Here is a 20,503-nt window from a genome sequence, read left to right as displayed (position 1 = left end):
CATCATCGACTCATGAGCCCGAAGAGTCGCACCCGTAAACCGAAGTCCGCAGGCAAGGATAAGCGGCACACCGCCGAGTCCACCACCAGCATCATTGCCACCATGTACCGACGGGTGGCCCCGTTCTTCGAGCAAGCCCTCGACCAAACGTCGTCGTTGGAGTCAGAGCAGCTGGCGTCCAACATCTACAGCGGCATGCATGAGACCACCAATCTGGGTCCGGGTATCGACAGCAAGCTGTTCGGTGAGTGGCTACGCTACCTTGAGCGCCAGGGGAACCGGTCGGCGGCGGCCATTCTCTGGGCCATGGCGCAGGTCGCTGACGATCCTGGAGCCGACCAGGCCGCCGCCGCCGCTGAACGCCTGGCCGAGGCCGGGGTTGCTCCGCCCGCATGGCTCGAGCCGGTGCGCACCCTGAAGGCCACCGAAGCCTGGATACTGACCGACGTGTTTGGCGACTCCATCGAGCTGGTGATTGAGTTCCGGACCGGACGGCGCAAACATGGCATGCATCTCAGTATCGACACCAACCACCTGGGCGGTTACGCCATCGACGTGGGGTTCAGCAACAGTGCCCGTGACCTGCTGAAGGCTCTCGAACGACTGGCTGGGCAGATGCAAGGCATGATGTCGGTTGCGCCGGTTGGGCTACCCGAAGCGCGGAAGCTGGGTATTGCAGCAATCGGCGCCACCGATACCACCGCCGATCCCGAGGTGGGTCAGGATTACAACGTTGAGCGAGCGCTCGCACTGAAGCGGTTGCAGGCAATGCCTGGTGGCGACGTCGTGGACCTCGACGCACGAAGGGTGCCCAGTGAAGCCGATGGAATGGCGCAGAGTGACGCTGACGAGGCTGAGTCCAAGCGACTGATGACCACCTTCATGGCGGACATCCGACAGACCATCGCCCCCACATCGTCCCAGACCTTCAGGGCGCAGTTCCTTCGTCTTGCCGAGTTGGCGATTAGTTTTGGCCGCTATTACGACGACGGCAGGCTGGTGCGCGTGAGCCCGGTCAAAATGGAAACGTTTATCAGCTGGTTCCTCCCGAGGAAGACAATGCTCGACGCCGACGAGCTTGATGCCCTTCCCTGGTTCCTCGGTGCGTGGGTCGACTGGTGCGGCGCACAGATGGAGCTGCCCGAGGCGGCTATGGACATACTGGTGGATGTTGTGGGGGAAGTTCTCGAGGAGGCTCAAGAAATGAGGGAATCGGGCGAGGAGGTGCGGTCTCCGGGGCTCAACTTCCTCGAGGGGCTTGAGTTAGCCGACCTGGAGGAGGCCCAGGCTGCGATGGCCCGCCGCCAACTCGCCATGCCGTACTACGGCACCTGGATTGGCGCCGTCGACTATCCACATCTCAACGCCAACCTTCCGGGCGAACTGCGATTGCTGGTGCTGGGCGAGCTCAAGGAACTCCATGCTGTGGGAACGGACGAATACCCGAGCGCTGGGGAACCCGATGGCAGTCCCGTGTGGGTTGCCGCTCTGCGCGAACTGGTCGTGGCGCAATTGTGGAATGGTGAACCCCTGCAGGTGTGGGACGCCGCCCAACGGTTGCAGGCGCAGGGTCTGAATCGGCAGGAGATCCTGGATCAGCTTCAGTCGGTGCTTGCCGGTCATGTGGATGCGAGCCGGTATAGGCCTGCCGCTGGGTTCAGCACAACGGTGGACAGCACCGGATACGTGGCCGCGCTGTCAGCTGTCGGCGGGGGAAAGGGCAGGGGTGGATACCTCCGCTTGGTGTAGGGCATCTAGGTGTAATGCCCAGATAGGGTGGTCTCGGGTGCCTACCCACCCCCACTGAACCCTGAGTTAAGGCCACTTCTGAGACGCGGAAGTCGCCATAGGTCACACATCGGCGGAATGGACGGTTCGGGCTACGCTCTTTCCATGACTAGCAGTCAGCCTCAGAATCGACCGCCCGGCGGGTCAAACGCTCCCGGCGCCGCATCCGCATCCGGAGCCCTCGGCACCCACAGCGGTCCCGGCGCCCACGGCGCCCACGGCGCTCCCGGGGCAGCCGGACCGACCCAGACGATCGACGTCGTCGCTGTCCAGCGGCGGACTGTCGCGGTGCTGATCGTGGGGCAGGTGCTGGGCGGGATTGGTATTGGCTGCACCCTGTCGATTGGCGCGGTGATGGCCGCCAATATCTCCGGCTCCGACGCGCTGTCCGGGACGGCTAGCACGCTGAGCACGCTCGGCGCCGCGGCGAGTGCCATCCCGCTGGCCAGACTGGCGCAGCGGTTGGGCCGTCGTCGGGCTCTGACCACCGGTGCGCTCTTGGCTGCTTCGGGGTCGGTGGTTGCCATCACCGCGGCCGCCCTTGGTTCCTTTCCTCTACTGATGCTCGCCTTTGCCCTCTTGGGTGTGGGTGCTGCCGTGAACCTGCAATCCCGGTTCGCCGCTACCGACCTCGCCAGCCCGCAACATCGTGGCCGGGACCTGTCCCTGGTGGTGTGGTTTACGACCGTTGGCGCCGTCCTGGGTCCTAACCTCATCGGGCCGGGTGAGACGATCGCTTCGACGCTGCGAATGCCCGATCTCACCGGCTCCTTCCTTATCGCCTTCACCGCCCAGCTTGCCGCCGCGGCTGTTTATCTGGTGGCGCTGCGTCCGGACCCGTATCTGTTGAGCACGTCGAGTGCGGCAAAGAGTGCCGAGGAGACCGATCCCGGGGCGATCCGCGGACGGGGTCCGTTGATTTTCGCGATCGGATCTATTGCCATCAGCCACGCGGTAATGGTGGCGGTCATGTCCATGACGCCCGTCCACCTGATCAACCACGGCGTCACGCTGACGATCATTGGGCTGACCATCAGCCTGCACATTGCCGGCATGTTCGCGTTGTCGCCGCTGTTCGGATGGCTCAGCGACAAAGTGGGGCGCGTCACCACCATCTTGATCGGCCAGGGCCTGTTTGCTGTGTCGCTGCCGGTTGTGGCGTTGGGCGAGGATGATCCGGTTCTGGTAACGGTAGGGCTGGTATTCCTTGGGTTGGGGTGGAGTGCTGCGACAGTTGCGGGATCGGCACTGGTGGCGGATCTGGTGACCGGCGCGGCCCGGCCAAAGATTCAGGGTCGGACCGACCTCATCATGAACCTCGCCGGGGCGGTTGGCGGAGCCTCATCGGGCGTAGCTTTGGTGCTGATCGGGTATGCCGGGCTGGCTTGGTCGGCGGGTGTGCTGGTGTTGGTTGTCGTGGCGGGATCGGTCATTACCAGGTCGGGTGCCACACGGTCCGGCGTCACTGGGTAGGCCACTTTGTAGACTACGGTCGCCTGGGGCCTGGGGCCTGGGGCCTGGGGCCTGGGGCCTGGAGCGCTGAGTGGTGCGGTGGGACAGTAGTCGCACTCGATCAGGGTCGTGACCTGACCTGCTTCAGGGTCTTGACCTGCTCACGTTCGATCGTCGCTGCCCCTGGCAGAGGTGGTGCGGTGGAGTGGTAGGTGTGGCCGGCAGGCGTGGTGACTCGGAGTCTATGCCTGGGTCCGGGGACGGGGACTACAGCCCAGCCATGGTGTTCTTTGGTGTGGTTGCACGCTTCGCAGAGTCCTGCCCCGTTCGTGGTGGTGGTCGGTCCGCCCCCATGCCACGGCACGATGTGGTCGAAGTGGCGGATCGGTGCGTCGCAGTACGGGGTGCGGCAGGTGTCATCACGGGCGGTGATAAACCGGCTTTGCGCTTTCGTGAAGAGCCGGGCGGTGGAGTCCATCGCCACCAGGTCCCCGGTCGATGGGGCGGTGTAGAGGCGACGCAACCAGACATCGAAAGCTCGATGTTCGTGACCATTAAGCTTCTTGCTGCGCGCCGAAGGGTCTGAACTAGCCGGATAACAGGAGCTTCCAGAACCGTCTGTGCCCATCAATTGGTGGTCTGAGCCTGTTGGCGTGCCGGAGTCTGTTGGTGTGCCGGTGCCGATGAGGTTGCGTGCCCAGCTGGAGGGGACGATGCCGTAGCCCGGGACCTGGGGTCACCGGCACCCCGGACAGTGTCAGCGTGACGAGTCAACACGGCGTAGGTGGCGACGGCCTCTTTCACTGGGAGCAGGGCGGTCAGATAGGCCATGGTGTCCGGTGCCGGACGGATACTCACACACCGCTCCGTCACAGCGTGGGCGGCCCGGTTCACCACCGACCGGGGATCCCGCCGGTACGCGGCGGCCTTCACCGCGGCGACGACCGCCTTATCCCCACACCCGGTGAACCTACCCGTATCAGCTGATAGCTCTTCATCCACGGCAGCACGGTCAACACTGCTGAGGCACGCGGTCTCTTTCACCAACAGGGTCGCCCGCCACTCATTGAGCTGACCCGTGTGAAGGGCCGCCAGTGTGTGGGGCATCTCCGTCACCAGCGCCCGCGCCAAGCCGAGGAGCCGGCTGCCGCGGGACGGGGATTCACGCCTCGCCAACGCGACCTGCGCCCCCACGCCTTTGCCCTGTTCGGCGGCGGGTACCCCGGCGAGGGTTTGGGTGTCGCGTTCGGAGACGTCGATCGCGACCGTGATCCGGGCCTGCACCCCAGCAATCGCCGACTTCAGATCCTCCAGCTCCCGCAACTGATCAATCAACCCTGCCGCATCCACCGCCGGTTTCAGGGAGTTCAGCGCTTCGGCCAGGGCCCGGGTGGAACGCTCACGGCCAGCCCCGGCAAGGGTGCTCACAGGAGTGTTGCTCGTCGGAGCAGCACCGGCAGACGTAGCAGAAGAAGAATCGACAGGAATGCCGTCCGCAGCACCAGAGAGTCGGCCGCCGTCGGGCCCATAACCGGTACCAGAGGCGCCCCGCGGAGCCGTCACCCGGGAGGGGGTTCCCTTCCGTTTCGGTGATGGAGCTGCGCTGCCTTCCATACCTCTATTGTCCCAAACCCCACCGACATTCCTGCGGAATTCCCGGCTATGTGGACAAACCTCTCGAATGAATGTTCGAGTCTAAGTTGTCGTTCTGCGGATGGCTTGCAAAATTCAACAAGGGCACCCTGGCAACCCTCAGATCCCCGTTATCAAGGTGCTAGCCAGCCGTAATGCCGAAGGTGGACCACCGAGCGACCGGCGTGTTTGTGCGGTCGAGCTCAGGACGAGTTCAGGTCGATACTCATCGAAGGCTCGGAAGACCTGACCGGCTACCCCTCCTGAAACTGCAGCACGCCGCCCTGGTAGACCTGCCCGATCATGCCCCTCAATCCAGCCAGTTGCTCGGTCGATTCCAGCAGCCCATTAAGCACCACGACGTCGGCCAGGTGCTTCTCGGCCAGCCGGCCCACAGCACCCACCGGTGTGATCAGCTCACCCGGCACCGACGTGGAAGCGGCCAGCACCTGCTCAAGGTTCATGCCGGCGTCGGCCATGAGGGAAAGTTCTTCCAGATTGTCTCCGTGCTCACCGACACCGGCATCGGTGCCCATTCCGATCTTCACGCCGGCCGCAATTGCCCGCGCGACCGACTGTCGGTGGTTCTCCGCAACCCGTTGCGCTTTATCGATGACCTGCTGCGATAGTCCGCTGGAGCCGGACTCACCCTTGCGGATTACTGCCAGGGGAGCGGAAAGGGTCGGCACCAGGTAGGCCTCGGAGTCGAGGAACAGCTGGATTGCTTCATCGGTGAGGTAAATGCCGTGCTCGATCGTCCGGACTCCCGCCCGCAACGCATTGATGATCCCGGCGGTTCCCTGCGCGTGTGCCATCACGTATTTGCCCTGCATCCCGGCTTCCTCGACGATTACAGCGATCTCAGCGGGGGTGAACTGGGAGTGCCGCGGATCGGTGGTCGGCGAGAGCACGCCTCCGGTGGAACAGATCTTGATTTGGTCGGCGCCTGCCCGGAGCAGGGTGCGGGTCACCTTCCGGACTTCCTCGACGCCGTCGGCGATTCCGCTCGGGCGCCCGGGATGGGGGCCAAAGTCGGGCGACTCAAGCCCTGAAGGGTGCCACATGTCGCCGTGTCCGCCGGTCTGGGACATGATGCTGACCGCCAACCGGAGCCGTGGACCCTTGATGAGGCCTGATTCGACTGCCGTCTTGGCGCCCAGGTCGGCACCACCGGCGTCGCGCGCTGTCGTGACGCCAGCCCGCAGCGTTGCCTCAAGGTTCTTGACGGACTCGTAGAACTGCAGCGAATAGGGCTCCACCATCGACTGGATGGAACCGGGCGTCGAAGTCATCACATGCACATGCAGATCGATGATGCCCGGCAGCACCGTGCGCCCGGCGCAGTCCACCACGGTGGCCTCCGCGTACTCCGCGGCCAATCCGGCGTCCCGTCCCACGGCCACAATCGCTCCGTCCCGGAAAACGACGTCGGTGGCGCCGGGGAGGAAGCGTTCGCCGTCGAACACGTGGCCGTTTTTGAGGACAGTCGCTTGCGTCATGGGTGCCTTTCGCTGGTGGTAGTGGCCTAATTCACCCTACCGGGGTGATACCGCTGAAAGTCCCGCATCTACTGCTGCGGCAACAAGCTCGCCGTCATACGCCGCCAACGAATCCGCCTCGAGGCGGAGTGCCACCGCTAGGTGAATCGCGTCTGCGCTGCGTAGGCCATTGGACAAGGCGGCTGCATACACCATGTCCGACCGGGTGAGGTCAACGAGGCTGATTCCCCGCAGGACCGCATTTACCGCGGAGGACGGGATGCCCAAACGTCTACGCGAGGCGCAATGTAGCTCGGTGTAGAGCAGCATTGACGAGACAAGCTGATCTCCTCTGTCGGCAGCAGTGGTGAGAAAGTCAGCGAGCGCGCTGGACTCTTTTTCGTCGATGATGAGTTTGAGTGCCGCCGACGTGTCGACGTAGACGATCAACGGTCTCCCCGCAGATCAGACAAAATTTCGGTAGTTTCCTCGCCCGGGCTACGGGGCAGGAGACGAAAATCGACGCCGCCTACAACTGCGGGTCTGATATTGCCTGATAGGAGCAGTTGCTCAAGGGGGGACGCTGACGGCGGAACCAGAATCGCCGCGACTTCACCGCTGTTGGTGACGGCGATTGTTTCGCCACCTTTGACGCGTTCGAGAATTTTGCTGCTCTGATTCCGCAACTCTCGATGGGGAATTTGGGTTGTCATAAGTAGCCTCCGTACCAGGGTTCAGTACCTGTAGCAACTGTAGCACATCGGGAATTAAGGTGGACGTCTATCGTGCTTTCTGTGCTGATTGCAGAAGTTGCGTCAGGGCATAAGCCCACCCAATCCGCTCCTGCTCAAGCCGCACGTTCCCAAGGCGCTGGAGCTCGGCCACGACGACCAGCTCGTCCGGTAACAGATAGCCAAACACGCCACTGTTCGGTGAGGGTTCCTCCACCCACAGGTCACGGTGGGCCCTGAGGGTTTCTAGGTCCATCAGCACCACCGACACGTCTGAGCAGGACGACCGGACCCGGTTGAGAATCCCGAACCCATGCGAGTCGAGGTCTCCCCAATAGACCACGTGGCCGTCGCTGACCCACGGGATCCCGCTCAACCGGCCCACTGCGTACCCGGAACCGTGGATCACCACGGCGCCGGGTACCGGGGGCATTGCGACCACGGATTCGAGATTCTCGAAGACAAACACAGTTCGGGGCTGGATGGGCAAGTCAGCCAGCTCAGTAATCGGGACGGCAACGTCCACCAACCCGCCGGGAGCATACTCAGGATCCAGGAATCTTATTCTCACCTGGGCGGGAGGTAGCGCCAACCCCAACGAATCGTGACCGGTTACCGCAGCAAACAGCCGCTCCACCAGCACACGGTGCATGGAGATCCATTTGGTGTCCACACCGCGAACCGGCAGTTGCCTGATATACAACCCCGAATCGGGGTTGGCCTCCAGCCAGAGAAGAACCGACAACAGCCGCTCGAAGTCGATGTCGGCCAGGTCCGATAGTGCTCTGGAGCTGCGCTGCACTGCGTCAGCGACACGATTGCCTCGATCGCTGGTGGACTCACCGGCAACAGGGTCATCAGGAACTCCGGTGCGCGCAGCCGGCCCGGGCGCAAACTGCGTCAGCAGTGCGTCGGCCCGGCTACGGATCTGCAACCACTGGGATCCCTTCCGAGCGAATCCAGCGATTGCCGCCGCACCTTCCAGTCGCAGACGGTCGGGTATCTCCTGGCTTCCAACGCTCGCCCAGCGGCGTGTAGTCCAGACCACCGAGTCATCCAGGCCAGCGTTGCGCCAAGATGTCACCCAGGCGATAGCCGCAGCCTGATCCGCCAGAGCGCCTGATTCTGTCGGTGGGTGCAGCGGAACGTCCATCAACGCGGTGCCTCTGCCCACCGACCACTCACCGAAGCTGCGGGAGTACTTGGTGGCCGCTGTCCTTCTCGCCGCCTCGACGGTGACCCAGGGGCGGGCCATTAGGAAACCCGTCCCCAATGCGTGGTCATGCGTCGTCCAGCGAGGCCTGCAGTTCTCCGTCGTTGACTGACACCACACCCATCCGGGAGTCCTTGAAGTCCCGGCACACCACAAGCGCAATACCGCCCACGTAGTCTTCGAGGGTTTGTAGCAGTTTGAGGGGCGTGGCAAGCACCATGTGGAAACCGAATTCCAGGAACACGTTCATGGCCATCTTGGTGAACGCGCTGTCCGCCTTGTCGAACGCCTCGTCGAGGATTACGGTGCCGTACCCGGGGATGTCGTCCTCATCCTCAGCCAGCTGGTAGCGCAGGGCTGCCGCCAGACAGAAGATCACCAGCTTCTGACGCTGCCCGCCGGACAGGCCCGCGCTGGAATCATGGATATTGACTGTATGCCCGGACCCATCCAGTTCCACCCCGGTGAACCGGACGTGCAGCCGCGTGTCGAGGCACTGGTTCTGCCAGCTTCTGTCTCCCGATTCGCTGGAAGACAGGCGTGCCATCAGCCGGTTCATCACGTCAAACTTCTGTTCCGCAGCGTCCCGGCTGCCAGCCGCCCAGGACCCGGCCGAGACCGTCTGGAGGTCCTGCATGAACCTGGCTTTGACTGCCGAGTTGTTGTCCTTGACAGTGATCTTCAGGTACCGGCCCTGGTCAAAGGGTGACCGCCTGAGCGAGCGGTTCACTGGATCGATCCGTTCCCGGATCTGGCCCGGGGCGCGCCGGATCTCGTTCGCAAGCTGCCCCACGTTCCGCTGCGCCTGGCTCTCCAACAGGTCGAAGAACTTCTGTTCGAAATCCGGCAACCGATCCGCCCGGAGCTGCCCGAGAATGTCGAGGAAACCGCCGCGATCGGTGATCTCGGGGGTCAGATCCCCTGCCATCGCGTGCCAGAAGTTGATGAAGCCCCGCTGAATGTCGGCAATGGCCTGCTCCGCTTTGAGCGCCGTTCTGCGCGCAGCGTTCTCGTCCTCGGTGAGCGAGTTGCTGACCCGCAGCGCGACGTCGTCAATCTGCGCATGTGTGATGCTGCGCCGTACCGATCGGAAGAGCTGTTCGAGGGTTGCCATGTCCTCGGCCTCGACGGAACCCGTGTCCTGTCCGATGAGGGCGTCGATGACGGTTTCCAGCTCCCTGAGCTGGCTCCGATAGTCGGCGAACCGGGTACGCACAGCGGTTTCGTGGTTCTTCGCAGCGGATCGGCGCTCCGACGCCTCCGCCTGCGCCTTTTCGGCTAACCTCAGGTCAGTGCTGGCGGCGAGCAGCGAAGTCAGCTGCTGCTGTTGCTGCCGCCTGGCAGCGGTTGCGGCCGTGACGTCCAGACTTTCCCAGCTCTGCCGGTTCAGGGATTCGAGTACCTTGACCCGGATGCGTGCCGCTTCGCGGAGCCGCTCAGCCTTGGTGACCTGCCCGTTCACGGCGTCGAGTTGCCCGGTGACCTCCCTCACCAATCCGAGCAAGTGTTCGACTTTGGCCTCGTTGTCGAAGCCCAGGATCCAGAACTCCCGGTCCTCGACCCGGTGGCGGTCGTCCTTTTCGTAGCGGGTCCGTGACCGTTTCACCTGCCCAGCGATGGTGACAGCCTTCTCCAGGCCCTTCAGCTCGGCCGGGTCATCGACGCACTCGTAGTCATACAGTTTGGACAACTGTCCGTGGACCCACTCCGCCATTGGGCCCCGGTGAACCTCCAACCTGTGGATCAGCGAGCGGTCGGAGCGGGCGGTGCGCGGTGCCTCGATCCGATTGCCGACGGCTTCCACTACCAGCCGGGTACCCAGGTCGATGCTGTTCATCGCTGCGGAGACGGCGCCCTCGTGGACCGCCGGAACAGCCATGATGGTGGCCAACGGACGAAGCACCCGTTCCAGGGCCCCGGTCCAGGACGCATGCTCGCGTCGTACCTGGATCAGTTCGGCGACGAACGGTAGCGACGACGCCGGTAGGCCGGTGGCGTGGCAGATCAAGCGCCGCGCGTCCAAATACCGTTTGTCCATGTTGGAGGACTGTTGGCGCAGCGACCGAACCTCATTGGTCAGCGCGTCACGACGACGGGTCAGATCGGTTCGCGTGTCCCTTAGCCCGTCCAGCTGGGCATCCCCGCGGACCTGTGCCGCAGCCAGTTCGGCACGTTCCCGTTCGGCCATGGACCGCAATTCCTCAAACTCACCAGCAGTGCTGGGAAACTCCACACCCACCGAGGTGAGATCGTTCTCCAACTCAGCCTGACGGCGTCGTACGTCTTGTTCCCTGGCCTCCGCAATGGTCAGCCATTCCTTCTGCTGAGCCAGAGCCTGGCCGCCGCTGTTCTCCACCTGGGCGCGGGCGAGGGAATGAGCCCTTTCCGCTGCCTCGATTGCGGCAGCTGCAGCAGCCAGCTCGCTTTCGGTCACCTTCAGCAGCTGGTCGGCTACCGCCTTTTCCTCTGTTGCTAGCCTGAGCTTCCACCCATCCTTAAAGGGAGTGAGCGCTTGCCGCAGACCGGCTGTCCGGTCCATCGTGGAGGTGCTCTCCTCATAGTCCTGACACAGCGGGACCAGCGGTTGAAGGTGCTCCACCTGCCTGCGGGCCTCCACCACGAGCCGGTGGGCCTCGGCGAGCTCGGAGAACTGGTCGACGGCGGTCTTCGCCAGCTTGAAGGTAGCCGGCTCGTCGAGCATGAAGTTGCGGAACAGCTCATCCAGATTCCCGAGGCTCTTGGCTGACTGGGTTTTGTGAAGCAGGAGCAGCGCGTTGTCGCTGCCAATGCCCAGGAGGCCCCGGAACTTCCGGGCAAACGCGGAATGCTGGTCGGTGACGACGGCGGCGCCAGGCCAGCGGGCCTTGATTTTGCGGGTCTCCAGACCGTTGCGGGCAAAGTCCTCGAAATCGGTGAGCTGTACGTCCTCCTGGAGCAGGATGTGCAGCTCGCTGACCTCCGCCGGAGTATTGCTGCCCCGTTTCAGGTGGTACAGCTTGGTCAGGACCACCGGTTGTCCACTACTACCGTTCCGATAGCGCAACAGGATGCCGCTCCAGGTAGCACCCGGCCGGAGGTGGTCGCTGGCCACCTCGCCCGTCACTTCGTCGGCCTGCCGCCGCCATGCCCCGCGGATGTAGCTGACGATCGACCGGTCCTCGCCCCGACTGGAGGCATCCTGGGCTGCTGCGTTGAACCTGAGCCATTTGCGTGGGGTCAGTACAGCGGCGATGCCATCGAGCAGGGAGGATTTCCCGGAACCCGAGTGGCCGGTGATCAGGAAGCCCTCGCGAGCCACATCCACCCGGTGGTGGCCCTGGAACGTCCCCCAGTTCACCAGTTCCACACTGTCCAGCCTCCACTGGCCGGGATGATTGTCCGCGGCGTCGGCGGCCTGGTTGAAATCAAGGCCCGGTAACGCTTCAGTGGTCACGCCAATTCTCCCTTCACTGGTTCGGGGGACAGGTTCCGTCCGTTGGCAAGCCTGCGATATTCGGCCTGGACTGCGGCGATCTCGTCAGCCCCGAAAATCAATCGAAGCACGGGGGAGACCTCGAACCTGTCCTCGGTGCTGGTGGCCGCGAGAATGCCGTAAGTGCTCATCTTCTGCCACGAGGAGTTGATCCGTTTGGCAAAGCCGGCTGGATCAGAGTCATCGGCCCCGCGGTACACCTGCAACTGGTCCGCGACCTCGTCCTTGCCCACAATGACCCGCTCGCGACCGTCTCCGTGCAGCAGCTGTTGGCGCAGGTGCAGCAGCATGGCGGTATCCATGAAGGTGAGCGGATGGCTGCGCATTACTTTTGGAATGTCGGTGTCCGGTGCCTGGGCGTTCCGGGCAAAGGCCAACTGACTTTCGACGTCGATCACCAGTTCAAGGTAAGCGTCCGCCAACCGGGAACGGATTTCCCTCTCGTCGTTGAGCAGTGCCGCCCAAAGGTGGCCATGACGCTCGGCGGAGAGGAACGGACCGCGGTACAACTGGACCAGTGCCCGACGGGATGCGTCGCCGAGCGTTCCGGTATCGCCGTCCCACAGCCCGCCTCCAGCGTCGGAGGTGTGCGTGGGAGGGTCAGCCGTGATGGATTCGTCAGTGTTGAAACTCATGTGATCCTCCGGGTGAAGAGATAGCGCGGCACCACACCATACCTGGCTATGCCTTGGGACGAGTGCCAGGTCACCGGTTCGTCGCCGTCGAGAAGGCGGCCCTGCGCTTCGGCGAGGACCAGGAGGCCCACCACGCTGGCCACCCCCTGGGTGGCCGGGCGCGCGTCCAGGATGTCAGCTATCGTGGCCGCACCGCGGCGGTCGAAAACAGCGTTCACGTTGCTCACCAGTTCCTTCATGTCAATTTCTGAGGCGCGAGCCAGCGCCCGTAGCTCGCGAAGATCCACGGGTTCGGGTTCGCGGGTCACGATGCCAGCCACGGTCTCTGAATCGGCAGGGTTGTGCAGCGAGAACGCGGAGATGGATCCGAGGGGCATGGACGTGAGGTCAAGGTCGAGCGAGGTTGACTGCCACACCCTGACGGTTCTGCTCAGCTCCACACCTTCGCGCAGCGTGTCCCGGAGCAGCGAGTTGATTTTGCGGTCTTCCTCGAGTTCCTGGCTTTGGACAAACCGGCGAAGGCTGCGGGAGAGGTTTGTCATTACCTCGTGGATTTCGCCGCTTGAATCCTGGAGCGACGGGAGCAGGCGCCTGAGAAAACGAGTCTGACGTGGGGTCAGCTCTCCCGCGAAGTCGCGGTCCAGTACGTTGCCCACGGATACCTCAAACTCGGCGCTTTGCTCGGGGTCGAGGATGAGGGAGAAGAAACCATTGAAGCTGCGGCCGGCATCGGACTCGGAGAGGTGGTCCACGCCGCGGAAGATGTCCTCGAGCACTGTGCCGCGCGATCCTTGCTGGCTGATGAGCCGCTCGCGCAGGTTCCGATTGATCAACTCAAGTTCAGCGCGGACCCTGGAGAAGTCGCTGGGGATTTCGTCAGCCAGGAGGAGAAGCTCCTTGACGCGTTCCAGCGCCCGTCCGGTGTCCAGCACTTCGAAATCGCCCGCCTGTACCCGTTCGATTTCGGCAGCCAGGCGTTCCTGCTCGGCCCTGAGGGCGTCGAGCCGGGAGGCTGAGCTCGGATCGGTGTCCTGGGCAAGCTGGCGCAGCGAGCTGAAAATGCTCGACAGGCGGGACTCCGTAACCGCCTGCCGCGGTTCGGCGAGCTGGGAGACAAACTGGATGGCGGTTAGGGCCCCCTGCGACAACTCGAAGGTTTCGCCCCGTGCCTCTTCCGACGCTCTGCGGATGAGGATACCTTCCGTGCGCCACTCCGAACAGTACGCCTGGGAGGTCTGAGGCAGGTCGAACCCGTGGTCGCGAAGGTTTTGAAGGTCGTCCTCGATCAGATCGAAAAGCTCAGGAGCAGGGCGACGTCGGCTGTCTCCCGCCAGATGGGCGCCCAGCAGCGCGACGGCGGCAGCGGCGTTGCGTCCGCGGAGGAGCGCCCAGGCGGGGTGGTCCTTAAACAGCCGTTCAGCGGCGTAGGCAGCGCTGAGTGTACTCACGGCTTCAACGGTACAGGGATCGGGGAGATGCTTCAGCGAGCACCACGGGCGTGTAGGGGGCGCTGCGGATGAGGTGCCGCAGGGGCGCACCTGTTTTGTCGCGATGCGTCGAACCAGGCCCTTTGCGTTCAGTAGTTACAGCCAGTCGGCTCGCCGCAGCGGTGGCTCCGCGCCGCCTGGTCGCTGCGCCAACACCTGGTTCACGCCGGTCAGCCCGTTCTCAAACCCAAGCGCGCTGGTCGCCATATAGAGCCTCCAGACCCGTGCACGACCCTCAGTTGTCAACCCCACCGCCTCCTTCCAATGATCCTCGAGGTTCTGCACCCAGGCGCGGAGGGTGAGGGCGTAGTGTCGGCGCAGCGCTTCGACGTCGAGCACCTCCAACTTCGCCGACTCGAGGGCGCCGAGCATCACGGTCAGGCTGAGCATCTCGCCGTCGGGAAAGACGTAGCGCGGAATGAACGAATCGGGATCGGGGCGCATCGTGTCGCCGGCGTTCCACGAGATGGCGTGGTTGAGCAGCCGGCCGCCAGGGCGGAGCAGACCGAACAGATGTGCCGCATAGCCGCCGATCTGATCGCGCCCCACATGTTCGGACATGCCGATGGAGCTGATGGCGTCGAACGGGCCGTCGTCGACGTCGCGATAATCCTGGACCCGGATCTCCACCTGGCCGGTCAGCCCGGCCTCGGCCACCCGTTTGCGGGCACGCTCGGCCTGCTCGGTGGACAGGGTGACGCCGACGACGACGGCCCCATACCTTTTCGCCGCGTGAAGGGCGAAGCTGCCCCACCCGCAGCCCACATCCAGCACCCGCATCCCCGGCTGCAGGCCGAGTTTGCGGCAGACCAGGTCGATCTTGGCCGTTTGCGCTGCGTCGAGGCCGGTATCGGGGGAGTCCCAGACCGCGCAGGAGTAGACCATCGACGGACCGAGGACGAGCGCGTAAAAGTCGTTGCCGACGTCGTAGTGGTGGGAAACCGCGGCGGCGTCACGCTTCTTGGAGTGCTTCCGGCCAGCCCGGTCGATGCTGATCTCCTCGGGCGGCGGCGTGGGATTGCGGCCGATGGCACCCAACCGGATCGCGGTGCCCAGCAGCTTGGCGCGTTCGCGGAGGGTCAGGGGGCTGAAGGGTTCGAGGTCGGCGAACTTCCCGACGGCGCTTAGCGCTGAGAAGCTTTCGTAGAGGTCGCCGGGGGCATCGATATCGCCCGCCACGTAGGCGCGGCTCAGGCCGAGCATGCCGGGGGACCAGAGCATCCGCCGCAGTGCCCGCCGTGAACGGAACTCGATTACCGGCGCACCGGCGGGTCCTGCCTCCGATCCGTCCCACGCCTTGAGACGGAGTGGGATTTCCTCGGTGCCCAGGAAAATGGCCAATGCCTCAGCCAACCGTGCAGCGGACCCCCGTGATTTGCTCATAGGCACTGTCTACTCCGGTTTGGCTGAGACGGCTAGGGGTATTGCTGTCGATCGCCGGGGCGGGAGGAGGTGTTTCCTTCGCAGCGAGAGGAACAGGCCAGCGTAGGCGAGGGCGAAGACGGCGGTCATCGCGACCGACCACGGCTCAGCGCCGGAGAGGGCAAGGACGACGGCGTAGGCGGCGAAGATGAGCGCGAGGCTCATCGCGCCGATGGCGAGCGCGCGGGCGGCACGCTTGTTCATTCTCGGAGGATTCCTATCCCTGCGCATGGCTCCATTCAAGCACGATGACATCTCGCTTGTGACCATCGCTCCGTGCTCAACAACCCCCACACAATAGCGAGAATTCAAGGTGGGGCACGTCGATCGGGATGATTTCTTTGTCCCTCGGAATGGAGCGAATTCGCTCGCCCACCAGGTAGGCACCTGAGTTCCCGACGACGACGCGTCCGTTTCCGTTGAGAAGCGCCGCGTCGCCAGGGATAGCACGAAGAAAAGGCATGAATATCTCTTCTAGCTTCCTGATCCTGATGTCGCAGCCAGCTACTCCAGCGAAATTCCCCTCGAGCATAATGGGAGCGGAGTGAGTGAGGATGTATTCGTCGAGTCCCAAATAATCGACGTAGGGCCCCCACGCAGTCTGTTCTCCAGTGCGGTTGGCGGCGGCAAAAAACGGCATATTTTGATAGTCGTAGAACCGTTCCCCGCCGGGCGTCAGATCAAACTCCAGTTTCTCGACGTTTCCGGAGCGCTTGATCCACCACTCCAGACCACCTTCCCTGCTCCTGATAACCTCCCGGGAGAAAATGACGCCGGCTCCGACGACAAAACTATGTGCTTTAAGGAAATTCCGGGTCATGATCTCCAGTCTCGCGAGGTCGTTGCGCTCAAGGCTGAGGGGACTTGGGTGGTCCAACCACAACGCCGCCGTCTGCTCCGCAAAACGATGAACGTCGAGACCCAGCGTGTTCATCCAGGCAGCAATTTCATCGGCAGCCTTCATCGCATGACTATTGGTGGTCACGGGCGATCCTCCTGGGGTGTCGGATACCCGAGAGACAATTTGGCATCCACCAAATGATGAACGTCCTGCCGAATGTGATTCAGCACTAGCCGTTGCGCGTCTTCAGGAGAGTCGTCGGCGATAGCGCGGGCCAAAGCAAGGTGCTCGGCCGCCACACGTTCCGCATCTCGGGTTAACGACACCGGAGTCCACAGTGCCTGAACCGTTTCGGCCTGCAGCCGTATTTCGGCGTTTGTCAGCCTGGGCGATTGGGCCAGAACCGCCAACTCAATATGAAACCTGCTGTCGGCGCGAGCTTGCAGTTCCGGTTTGTCCGACAGGACAAGGGCCCGGGCGAGCTCAAGCAGTCTGTCGATTTCGTGAGGCTCGGCCCGCTCGCAGGCCAGCCGCACGGTCGCTGCGGCAATCGCTGCATGCTCGTCGCCAACATCACGAATCTCGGCGATCGATGTTTCTTCGAACCATTTTCGTATGGCATCGGCGGAGGTGAAAGGTTGTTTGACGATGAATGTGCCGCCGTTGCGTCCGCGTCGGGTGGTGACGATTCCCTGATCCCGCAAGTCGGCGAGAGCTTCCCTGAGCGTCGACGGAGCAACCCCGAACATCTCCGAAAGGGCCGTCTCCGGCGGGAGACGTTCCCCAACCTTCAACAGGCCCAAGGCGATGGCTTTGGAGATCCTGTTGACGATCGCCTCGGAGCGTTCTGTTTCGGGCAACGACCGGTAGACCTGGGCTTGAAACGCGGTAGTAGCTGCCAAGAAACGACTCCATGCGGTGTAGGGACTAGGCCCGATTCTAACCCGTGTCGAAGTTTGATCCTCCGGGTGGTCAGGTGGGACGTGCGAGATCCGTTCAAGGCTCGGCTTGTGCTTCGTTGAGTTTAGCTGTGACCTGGCAAAAAGCAATGGAAGCAAAGGTTAAATTGCGAATATGTCGGATTAATGGCTCTTTTACGGGCTTGAGTCTGGCCAGACTCTGCTTCTTGCTCTTTTAAACCTTTGGAAGTAGGGTTTTTCGAATGTGGCCCTGCTCACAGACAATCGGGCCCGACCGGAAGGAGTTCCATGCGCGGAGACATCACGGAGCCTGCGAAAGAGTTGGACGTTGACGAAGACGCTCAGCACCTCGCCAGCCTTGGTTACTCATATGAGAAGCAGTTCAAACGGGAGATGACCTTCTGGGGAAACGTCTCCCTGGGATTTACCTACCTGTCACCGGTAGTGGCCATTTACTCCTTGTTCGCGGTTTCCCTGAGTGTTGCTGGACCCCCGATGTTTTGGTCCCTGGTCATCGTCGGATTCGGTCAGTTTTTTGTCGCAACGGTTTTCGGTGAGGTAGTGGCGGCATACCCGGTGGCTGGCGGAGTCTATCCCTGGTCACGTCGGCTCTGGGGCCGCAAATGGGGTTGGATGAACGGCTGGGTGTACCTCGTTGCTCTGCTAACCACTATCGCCAGCGTCGCATACGGAGCCGGGCCATTCCTGAGCACTCTTGTCGGCATGGAGAACAGCACAAATTCCGTGATCATTGCCGGTCTGGTGGTCATTGCGCTTGCGACGATCCTGAATCTTGGCGGAACCAAAGTTCTGAACACCGTGGCAATGGTTGGGCTCCTGGCTGAACTCGGCGGTGCACTCGCAGTGGGAACCTGGCTATTCGTGACTGCCCGCCAGCACGATCTCAGCGTTCTGTTTCAGTCGTTCGGGGCGGGGGAAGGCAGCGGCTATTTTGTGGCCTTCGCAGCTGCCGGGCTCATCGGCATCTTCCAGTACTACGGTTTCGAAGCGTGCGGTGATGTGGCGGAAGAGGTCCCGAATCCCGGGCGGACCATCCCCAAAGCCATGCGGATGACCATCTACATTGGTGGTTTTGCTGCAATGTTCGTTTGTCTTTCCCTGATTCTCGCGGTGCCTGACTTCGCTGCAGTGATCTCTGGAGAGGACGCAGATCCCGTGGGGAATGTACTCCTCTCTGCCTTTGGACCTATCGGTTTCAAAGCTGTTCTCGTGATCGTCTTGGTCTCTTTCCTCTCTTGCGTGGTGAGCCTGCAGGCGGCCACCTCCCGTCTTGCCTATTCGATGGCGCGCGACGGCATCCTCCCGGGCAGCAAGCTCCTGCGCACCTTCAGCGAATCACGCCACGTACCTCCCTACGCACTGCTTCTAGCAGGACTGGTTCCAGCGCTCATCGTCATTGGATCAAAAGTTTCCAGCGACGCACTGACAGTCATCATCTCGTTCGCCGCGATGGGCATGTACATGGGGTTCCAGATGGTGGTCCTGGCGTCGCTGCGGGCTCGCCTTCTCGGATGGAAGCCTAATGGAGCTTTCCAACTCGGTGCTTGGGGTATCCCGGTGAACATCGCGGCCCTCGTCTGGGGAGTGCTTGGCATGATCAACATGGCGTGGCCCCGGACCCCTGAAGACGGGTGGTTCGCAAACTACGTCGTCCTGATCTCAGCGGTCACCGTCGTAGTCATCGGTCTGGTCTACATGGCCTGGAAGAAGCCTTACCTCCTGGGCGACGCTCCAGCAGCTGACGCTGTTCCGGCGGCGACGTCAGGTAACAGCTCGGACACCCTGGCCCCGACAGTGGTCGAGAAAGATGAGAGGTAACAACGCTCATGCTCATCACTGGCATCAAAAGTCGCCCCGTGTACGACAAGCTCACCCCCATGGCGAAGGGCTTGACCCACGTGGCTGCTGCGCAGGGCAGCGGCGGAGAGCCGCTGATGCGCCTTCTCGGCGAAATGAATCCGGCACAGCTGTCCGCGACCAGCGTCCTGTACTCGACTGAATCGTTCACGGGCCGAAACTATTTGGCCGAACTACAGGAATCTGGCGTGGGTCACCTCCTCGTCTTTGAGAGCAACGGCGATGCAGTTAGCGGTCTTGACTCATTCCTCGCCGGGGCCAAGATGGGCATTCGCTTGTACATTTCGGGCTCTGAGGGCTTCATCGGCACCTCGATGCAGGTTGCCACCTCTTATGGGATGAATAGGGACGAGGTGCTGCGAGAGCACGCAGGTTCCTTCGTCCGACGTGTGTGGTGCGCGCACTGCAGTCACTATTCCGAGAACGTAACCCGGCGGGTGTTTCGGTGCCCCGGGTGTGAGAGAAATCTGGTTGTCCGCGATCACTACTCTGGGAGGCTCGCCGCATTCCAGGGAGTGAAAGCCGACGGAGAAGTGCCTGGGGAACTACCGGAAGACGAGGAGTTGGATACATGAGTGAAGCGCACAACGGAGCCCTGCGGCTGAGAGTCGACCGGATCGAAGCGGTCACACCGGAAATCAATCGATATACCTTCTCCGCCGAGGACGGGACCTGGCTTCCACCCTTCTCTGGAGGGAGCCATGTTCGGGTTCTCATTCCGTTTGAGGGGGAGACGCGTCGCAACGCCTATTCGCTCATGAGTTCGCCCTATGACACGAGCAAGTACCAAATTGCCGTCCGTCGTATTGACGAAGGAAAGCGTGGCTCAATTGCCATGCACCGGAACGTCCGGGAAGGCGATGTCCTCTCCGTCACGACGCCAGCGAACCTTTTTCCAGTATCGAAACACGCTCGCCATCATCTGTTCATTGCCGGTGGTGTCGGTGTCACTCCGATCTACTCGCAATTGGAAGAGCTAAGCGTCAAGGGAGGCTCGTTTGAGCTCCACCTGGCGGTTCGAGGGTCCGCTCATGCCGCCCTCGGCCGTGAGCTCAAGGAACTCTACGGGGATCGGGTTACGCTCTACGGCCTTGGGGAAGGCTCCCGGCTGAACTCGGCAGAAATCCTCGCCGGACGGCCACTTGGCACTCATACCTACGTTTGCGGACCAGCTCGGATGGTAAATGACGTCATCGAGGCGGCACAGTCACTCGGATGGACCGAGTCGCATATTCACTACGAACGGTTTGAAGACCTCGGATCTACCGGAAGTCCCTTCACAGTCACTCTGGCCCGGTCTGGAGCAGAAGTAGTGGTGTCGCCGGAGCAATCGCTATTGGAGGCGGTGGAAGAGGCTGGTCATAAACTGCCCTACCTCTGTCGCGGTGGCGCATGCGGTGAGTGCGAGACCGAGGTTCTCGAACTCGAGGGCACTATCGATCACAGGGACGACTGGTTGTCTGAACCCGAGCGGTGCGCCAACACGCTCATCATGCCCTGCGTCTCGCGCGCCACCTGCACAAAACTTGTCATCAACGCCTAAGGAGAGCTCCT

16 protein-coding genes and 1 pseudogene are annotated in these 20,503 nt (G+C 62.6%); 5 read left to right on the top strand and 12 right to left on the bottom strand.

Annotated features, from left to right (window positions below):
* Positions 1–12: 12 nt before the first annotated feature.
* Positions 13–1,749, top strand: a complete 1,737-nt coding sequence (locus IWX64_RS11340; RefSeq protein ID WP_196867229.1) for a hypothetical protein — start codon at positions 13–15, stop codon at positions 1,747–1,749.
* 144 nt (positions 1,750–1,893) lie between these two features.
* The gene (locus IWX64_RS11335) at positions 1,894–3,261 is read left to right on the top strand and encodes an MFS transporter (RefSeq protein ID WP_196867228.1); all 1,368 of its coding nucleotides are present in this window, start codon (positions 1,894–1,896) and stop codon (positions 3,259–3,261) included.
* A gap of 100 nt (positions 3,262–3,361) precedes the next feature.
* On the opposite strand, the pseudogene IWX64_RS17040 reads toward IWX64_RS11335, so the two are convergent.
* From IWX64_RS17040 to IWX64_RS11270, 12 genes and pseudogenes are all read right to left on the bottom strand, one after another.
* Positions 3,362–4,854 (bottom strand): annotated as a pseudogene (locus IWX64_RS17040) (DUF222 domain-containing protein).
* Positions 4,855–5,126: 272 nt separating this feature from the next.
* Positions 5,127–6,371, bottom strand: coding sequence for a metal-dependent hydrolase family protein (locus IWX64_RS11320; RefSeq protein ID WP_196867226.1), 1,245 nt, complete (start codon positions 6,369–6,371; stop codon positions 5,127–5,129).
* A gap of 36 nt (positions 6,372–6,407) precedes the next feature.
* The gene (locus IWX64_RS11315) at positions 6,408–6,800 is read right to left on the bottom strand and encodes a type II toxin-antitoxin system VapC family toxin (protein ID WP_196867225.1); all 393 of its coding nucleotides are present in this window, start codon (positions 6,798–6,800) and stop codon (positions 6,408–6,410) included.
* A complete protein-coding gene (locus tag IWX64_RS11310; protein WP_196867224.1) occupies positions 6,797–7,063 on the bottom strand; it encodes a type II toxin-antitoxin system Phd/YefM family antitoxin in 267 nt (88 codons plus the stop codon). Before IWX64_RS11310 ends, IWX64_RS11315 begins: the two co-directional genes overlap by 4 nt.
* 67 nt (positions 7,064–7,130) lie before the next feature.
* On the bottom strand, positions 7,131–8,336 hold the full coding sequence (locus IWX64_RS11305; RefSeq protein WP_196867223.1) for a Wadjet anti-phage system protein JetD domain-containing protein: 1,206 nt from the start codon (positions 8,334–8,336) through the stop codon (positions 7,131–7,133).
* Between the two features lie 25 nt (positions 8,337–8,361).
* Positions 8,362–11,727: an ATP-binding protein gene (locus IWX64_RS11300; protein WP_196867222.1), complete on the bottom strand. Its 3,366-nt coding sequence runs from the start codon at positions 11,725–11,727 to the stop codon at positions 8,362–8,364.
* Positions 11,724–12,401: a DUF4194 domain-containing protein gene (locus tag IWX64_RS11295; protein ID WP_196867221.1), complete on the bottom strand. Its 678-nt coding sequence runs from the start codon at positions 12,399–12,401 to the stop codon at positions 11,724–11,726. The genes IWX64_RS11300 and IWX64_RS11295 overlap by 4 nt, the downstream gene beginning before the upstream one ends.
* A complete protein-coding gene (locus IWX64_RS11290; protein ID WP_196867220.1) occupies positions 12,398–13,849 on the bottom strand; it encodes a DUF3375 domain-containing protein in 1,452 nt (483 codons plus the stop codon). Before IWX64_RS11290 ends, IWX64_RS11295 begins: the two co-directional genes overlap by 4 nt.
* A 135-nt stretch (positions 13,850–13,984) precedes the next feature.
* A complete protein-coding gene (locus tag IWX64_RS11285) occupies positions 13,985–15,271 on the bottom strand; it encodes a class I SAM-dependent methyltransferase (protein ID WP_196867219.1) in 1,287 nt (428 codons plus the stop codon).
* 9 nt (positions 15,272–15,280) lie between these two features.
* Entirely contained in the window at positions 15,281–15,514 is a 234-nt protein-coding gene (locus IWX64_RS11280; protein ID WP_196867218.1) for a hypothetical protein, read from the bottom strand.
* 76 nt (positions 15,515–15,590) lie between these two features.
* Complete coding sequence (locus tag IWX64_RS11275) at positions 15,591–16,295, bottom strand: cache domain-containing protein (protein WP_196867217.1); 705 nt, start codon at positions 16,293–16,295, stop codon at positions 15,591–15,593.
* Positions 16,292–17,053, bottom strand: coding sequence for a FadR/GntR family transcriptional regulator (locus IWX64_RS11270; RefSeq protein WP_196867216.1), 762 nt, complete (start codon positions 17,051–17,053; stop codon positions 16,292–16,294). Before IWX64_RS11270 ends, IWX64_RS11275 begins: the two co-directional genes overlap by 4 nt.
* Positions 17,054–17,359: 306 nt before the next feature.
* Here IWX64_RS11270 and IWX64_RS11265 point away from each other — a divergent pair, with 306 nt between their 5' ends.
* The 3 genes from IWX64_RS11265 to IWX64_RS11255 are packed head-to-tail and all read left to right on the top strand — an operon-like array spanning position 17,360 to position 20,492.
* Positions 17,360–18,910, top strand: a complete 1,551-nt coding sequence (locus tag IWX64_RS11265) for an APC family permease (protein ID WP_196867215.1) — start codon at positions 17,360–17,362, stop codon at positions 18,908–18,910.
* A gap of 8 nt (positions 18,911–18,918) precedes the next feature.
* Positions 18,919–19,524, top strand: a complete 606-nt coding sequence (locus IWX64_RS11260) for a dimethylamine monooxygenase subunit DmmA family protein (RefSeq protein ID WP_395939849.1) — start codon at positions 18,919–18,921, stop codon at positions 19,522–19,524.
* Complete coding sequence (locus tag IWX64_RS11255) at positions 19,521–20,492, top strand: PDR/VanB family oxidoreductase (protein ID WP_196867213.1); 972 nt, start codon at positions 19,521–19,523, stop codon at positions 20,490–20,492. Before IWX64_RS11260 ends, IWX64_RS11255 begins: the two co-directional genes overlap by 4 nt.
* Positions 20,493–20,503: the final 11 nt, after the last annotated feature.

The organism is Arthrobacter sp. CAN_A212 (genome assembly GCF_015752345.1).
In the GTDB taxonomy this organism is placed as follows: Bacteria; Actinomycetota; Actinomycetes; order Actinomycetales; family Micrococcaceae; genus Arthrobacter_D.
Note: the sequence above shows the minus strand (reverse complement) of the source record. Positions and strands in the feature narration are given on the sequence as shown.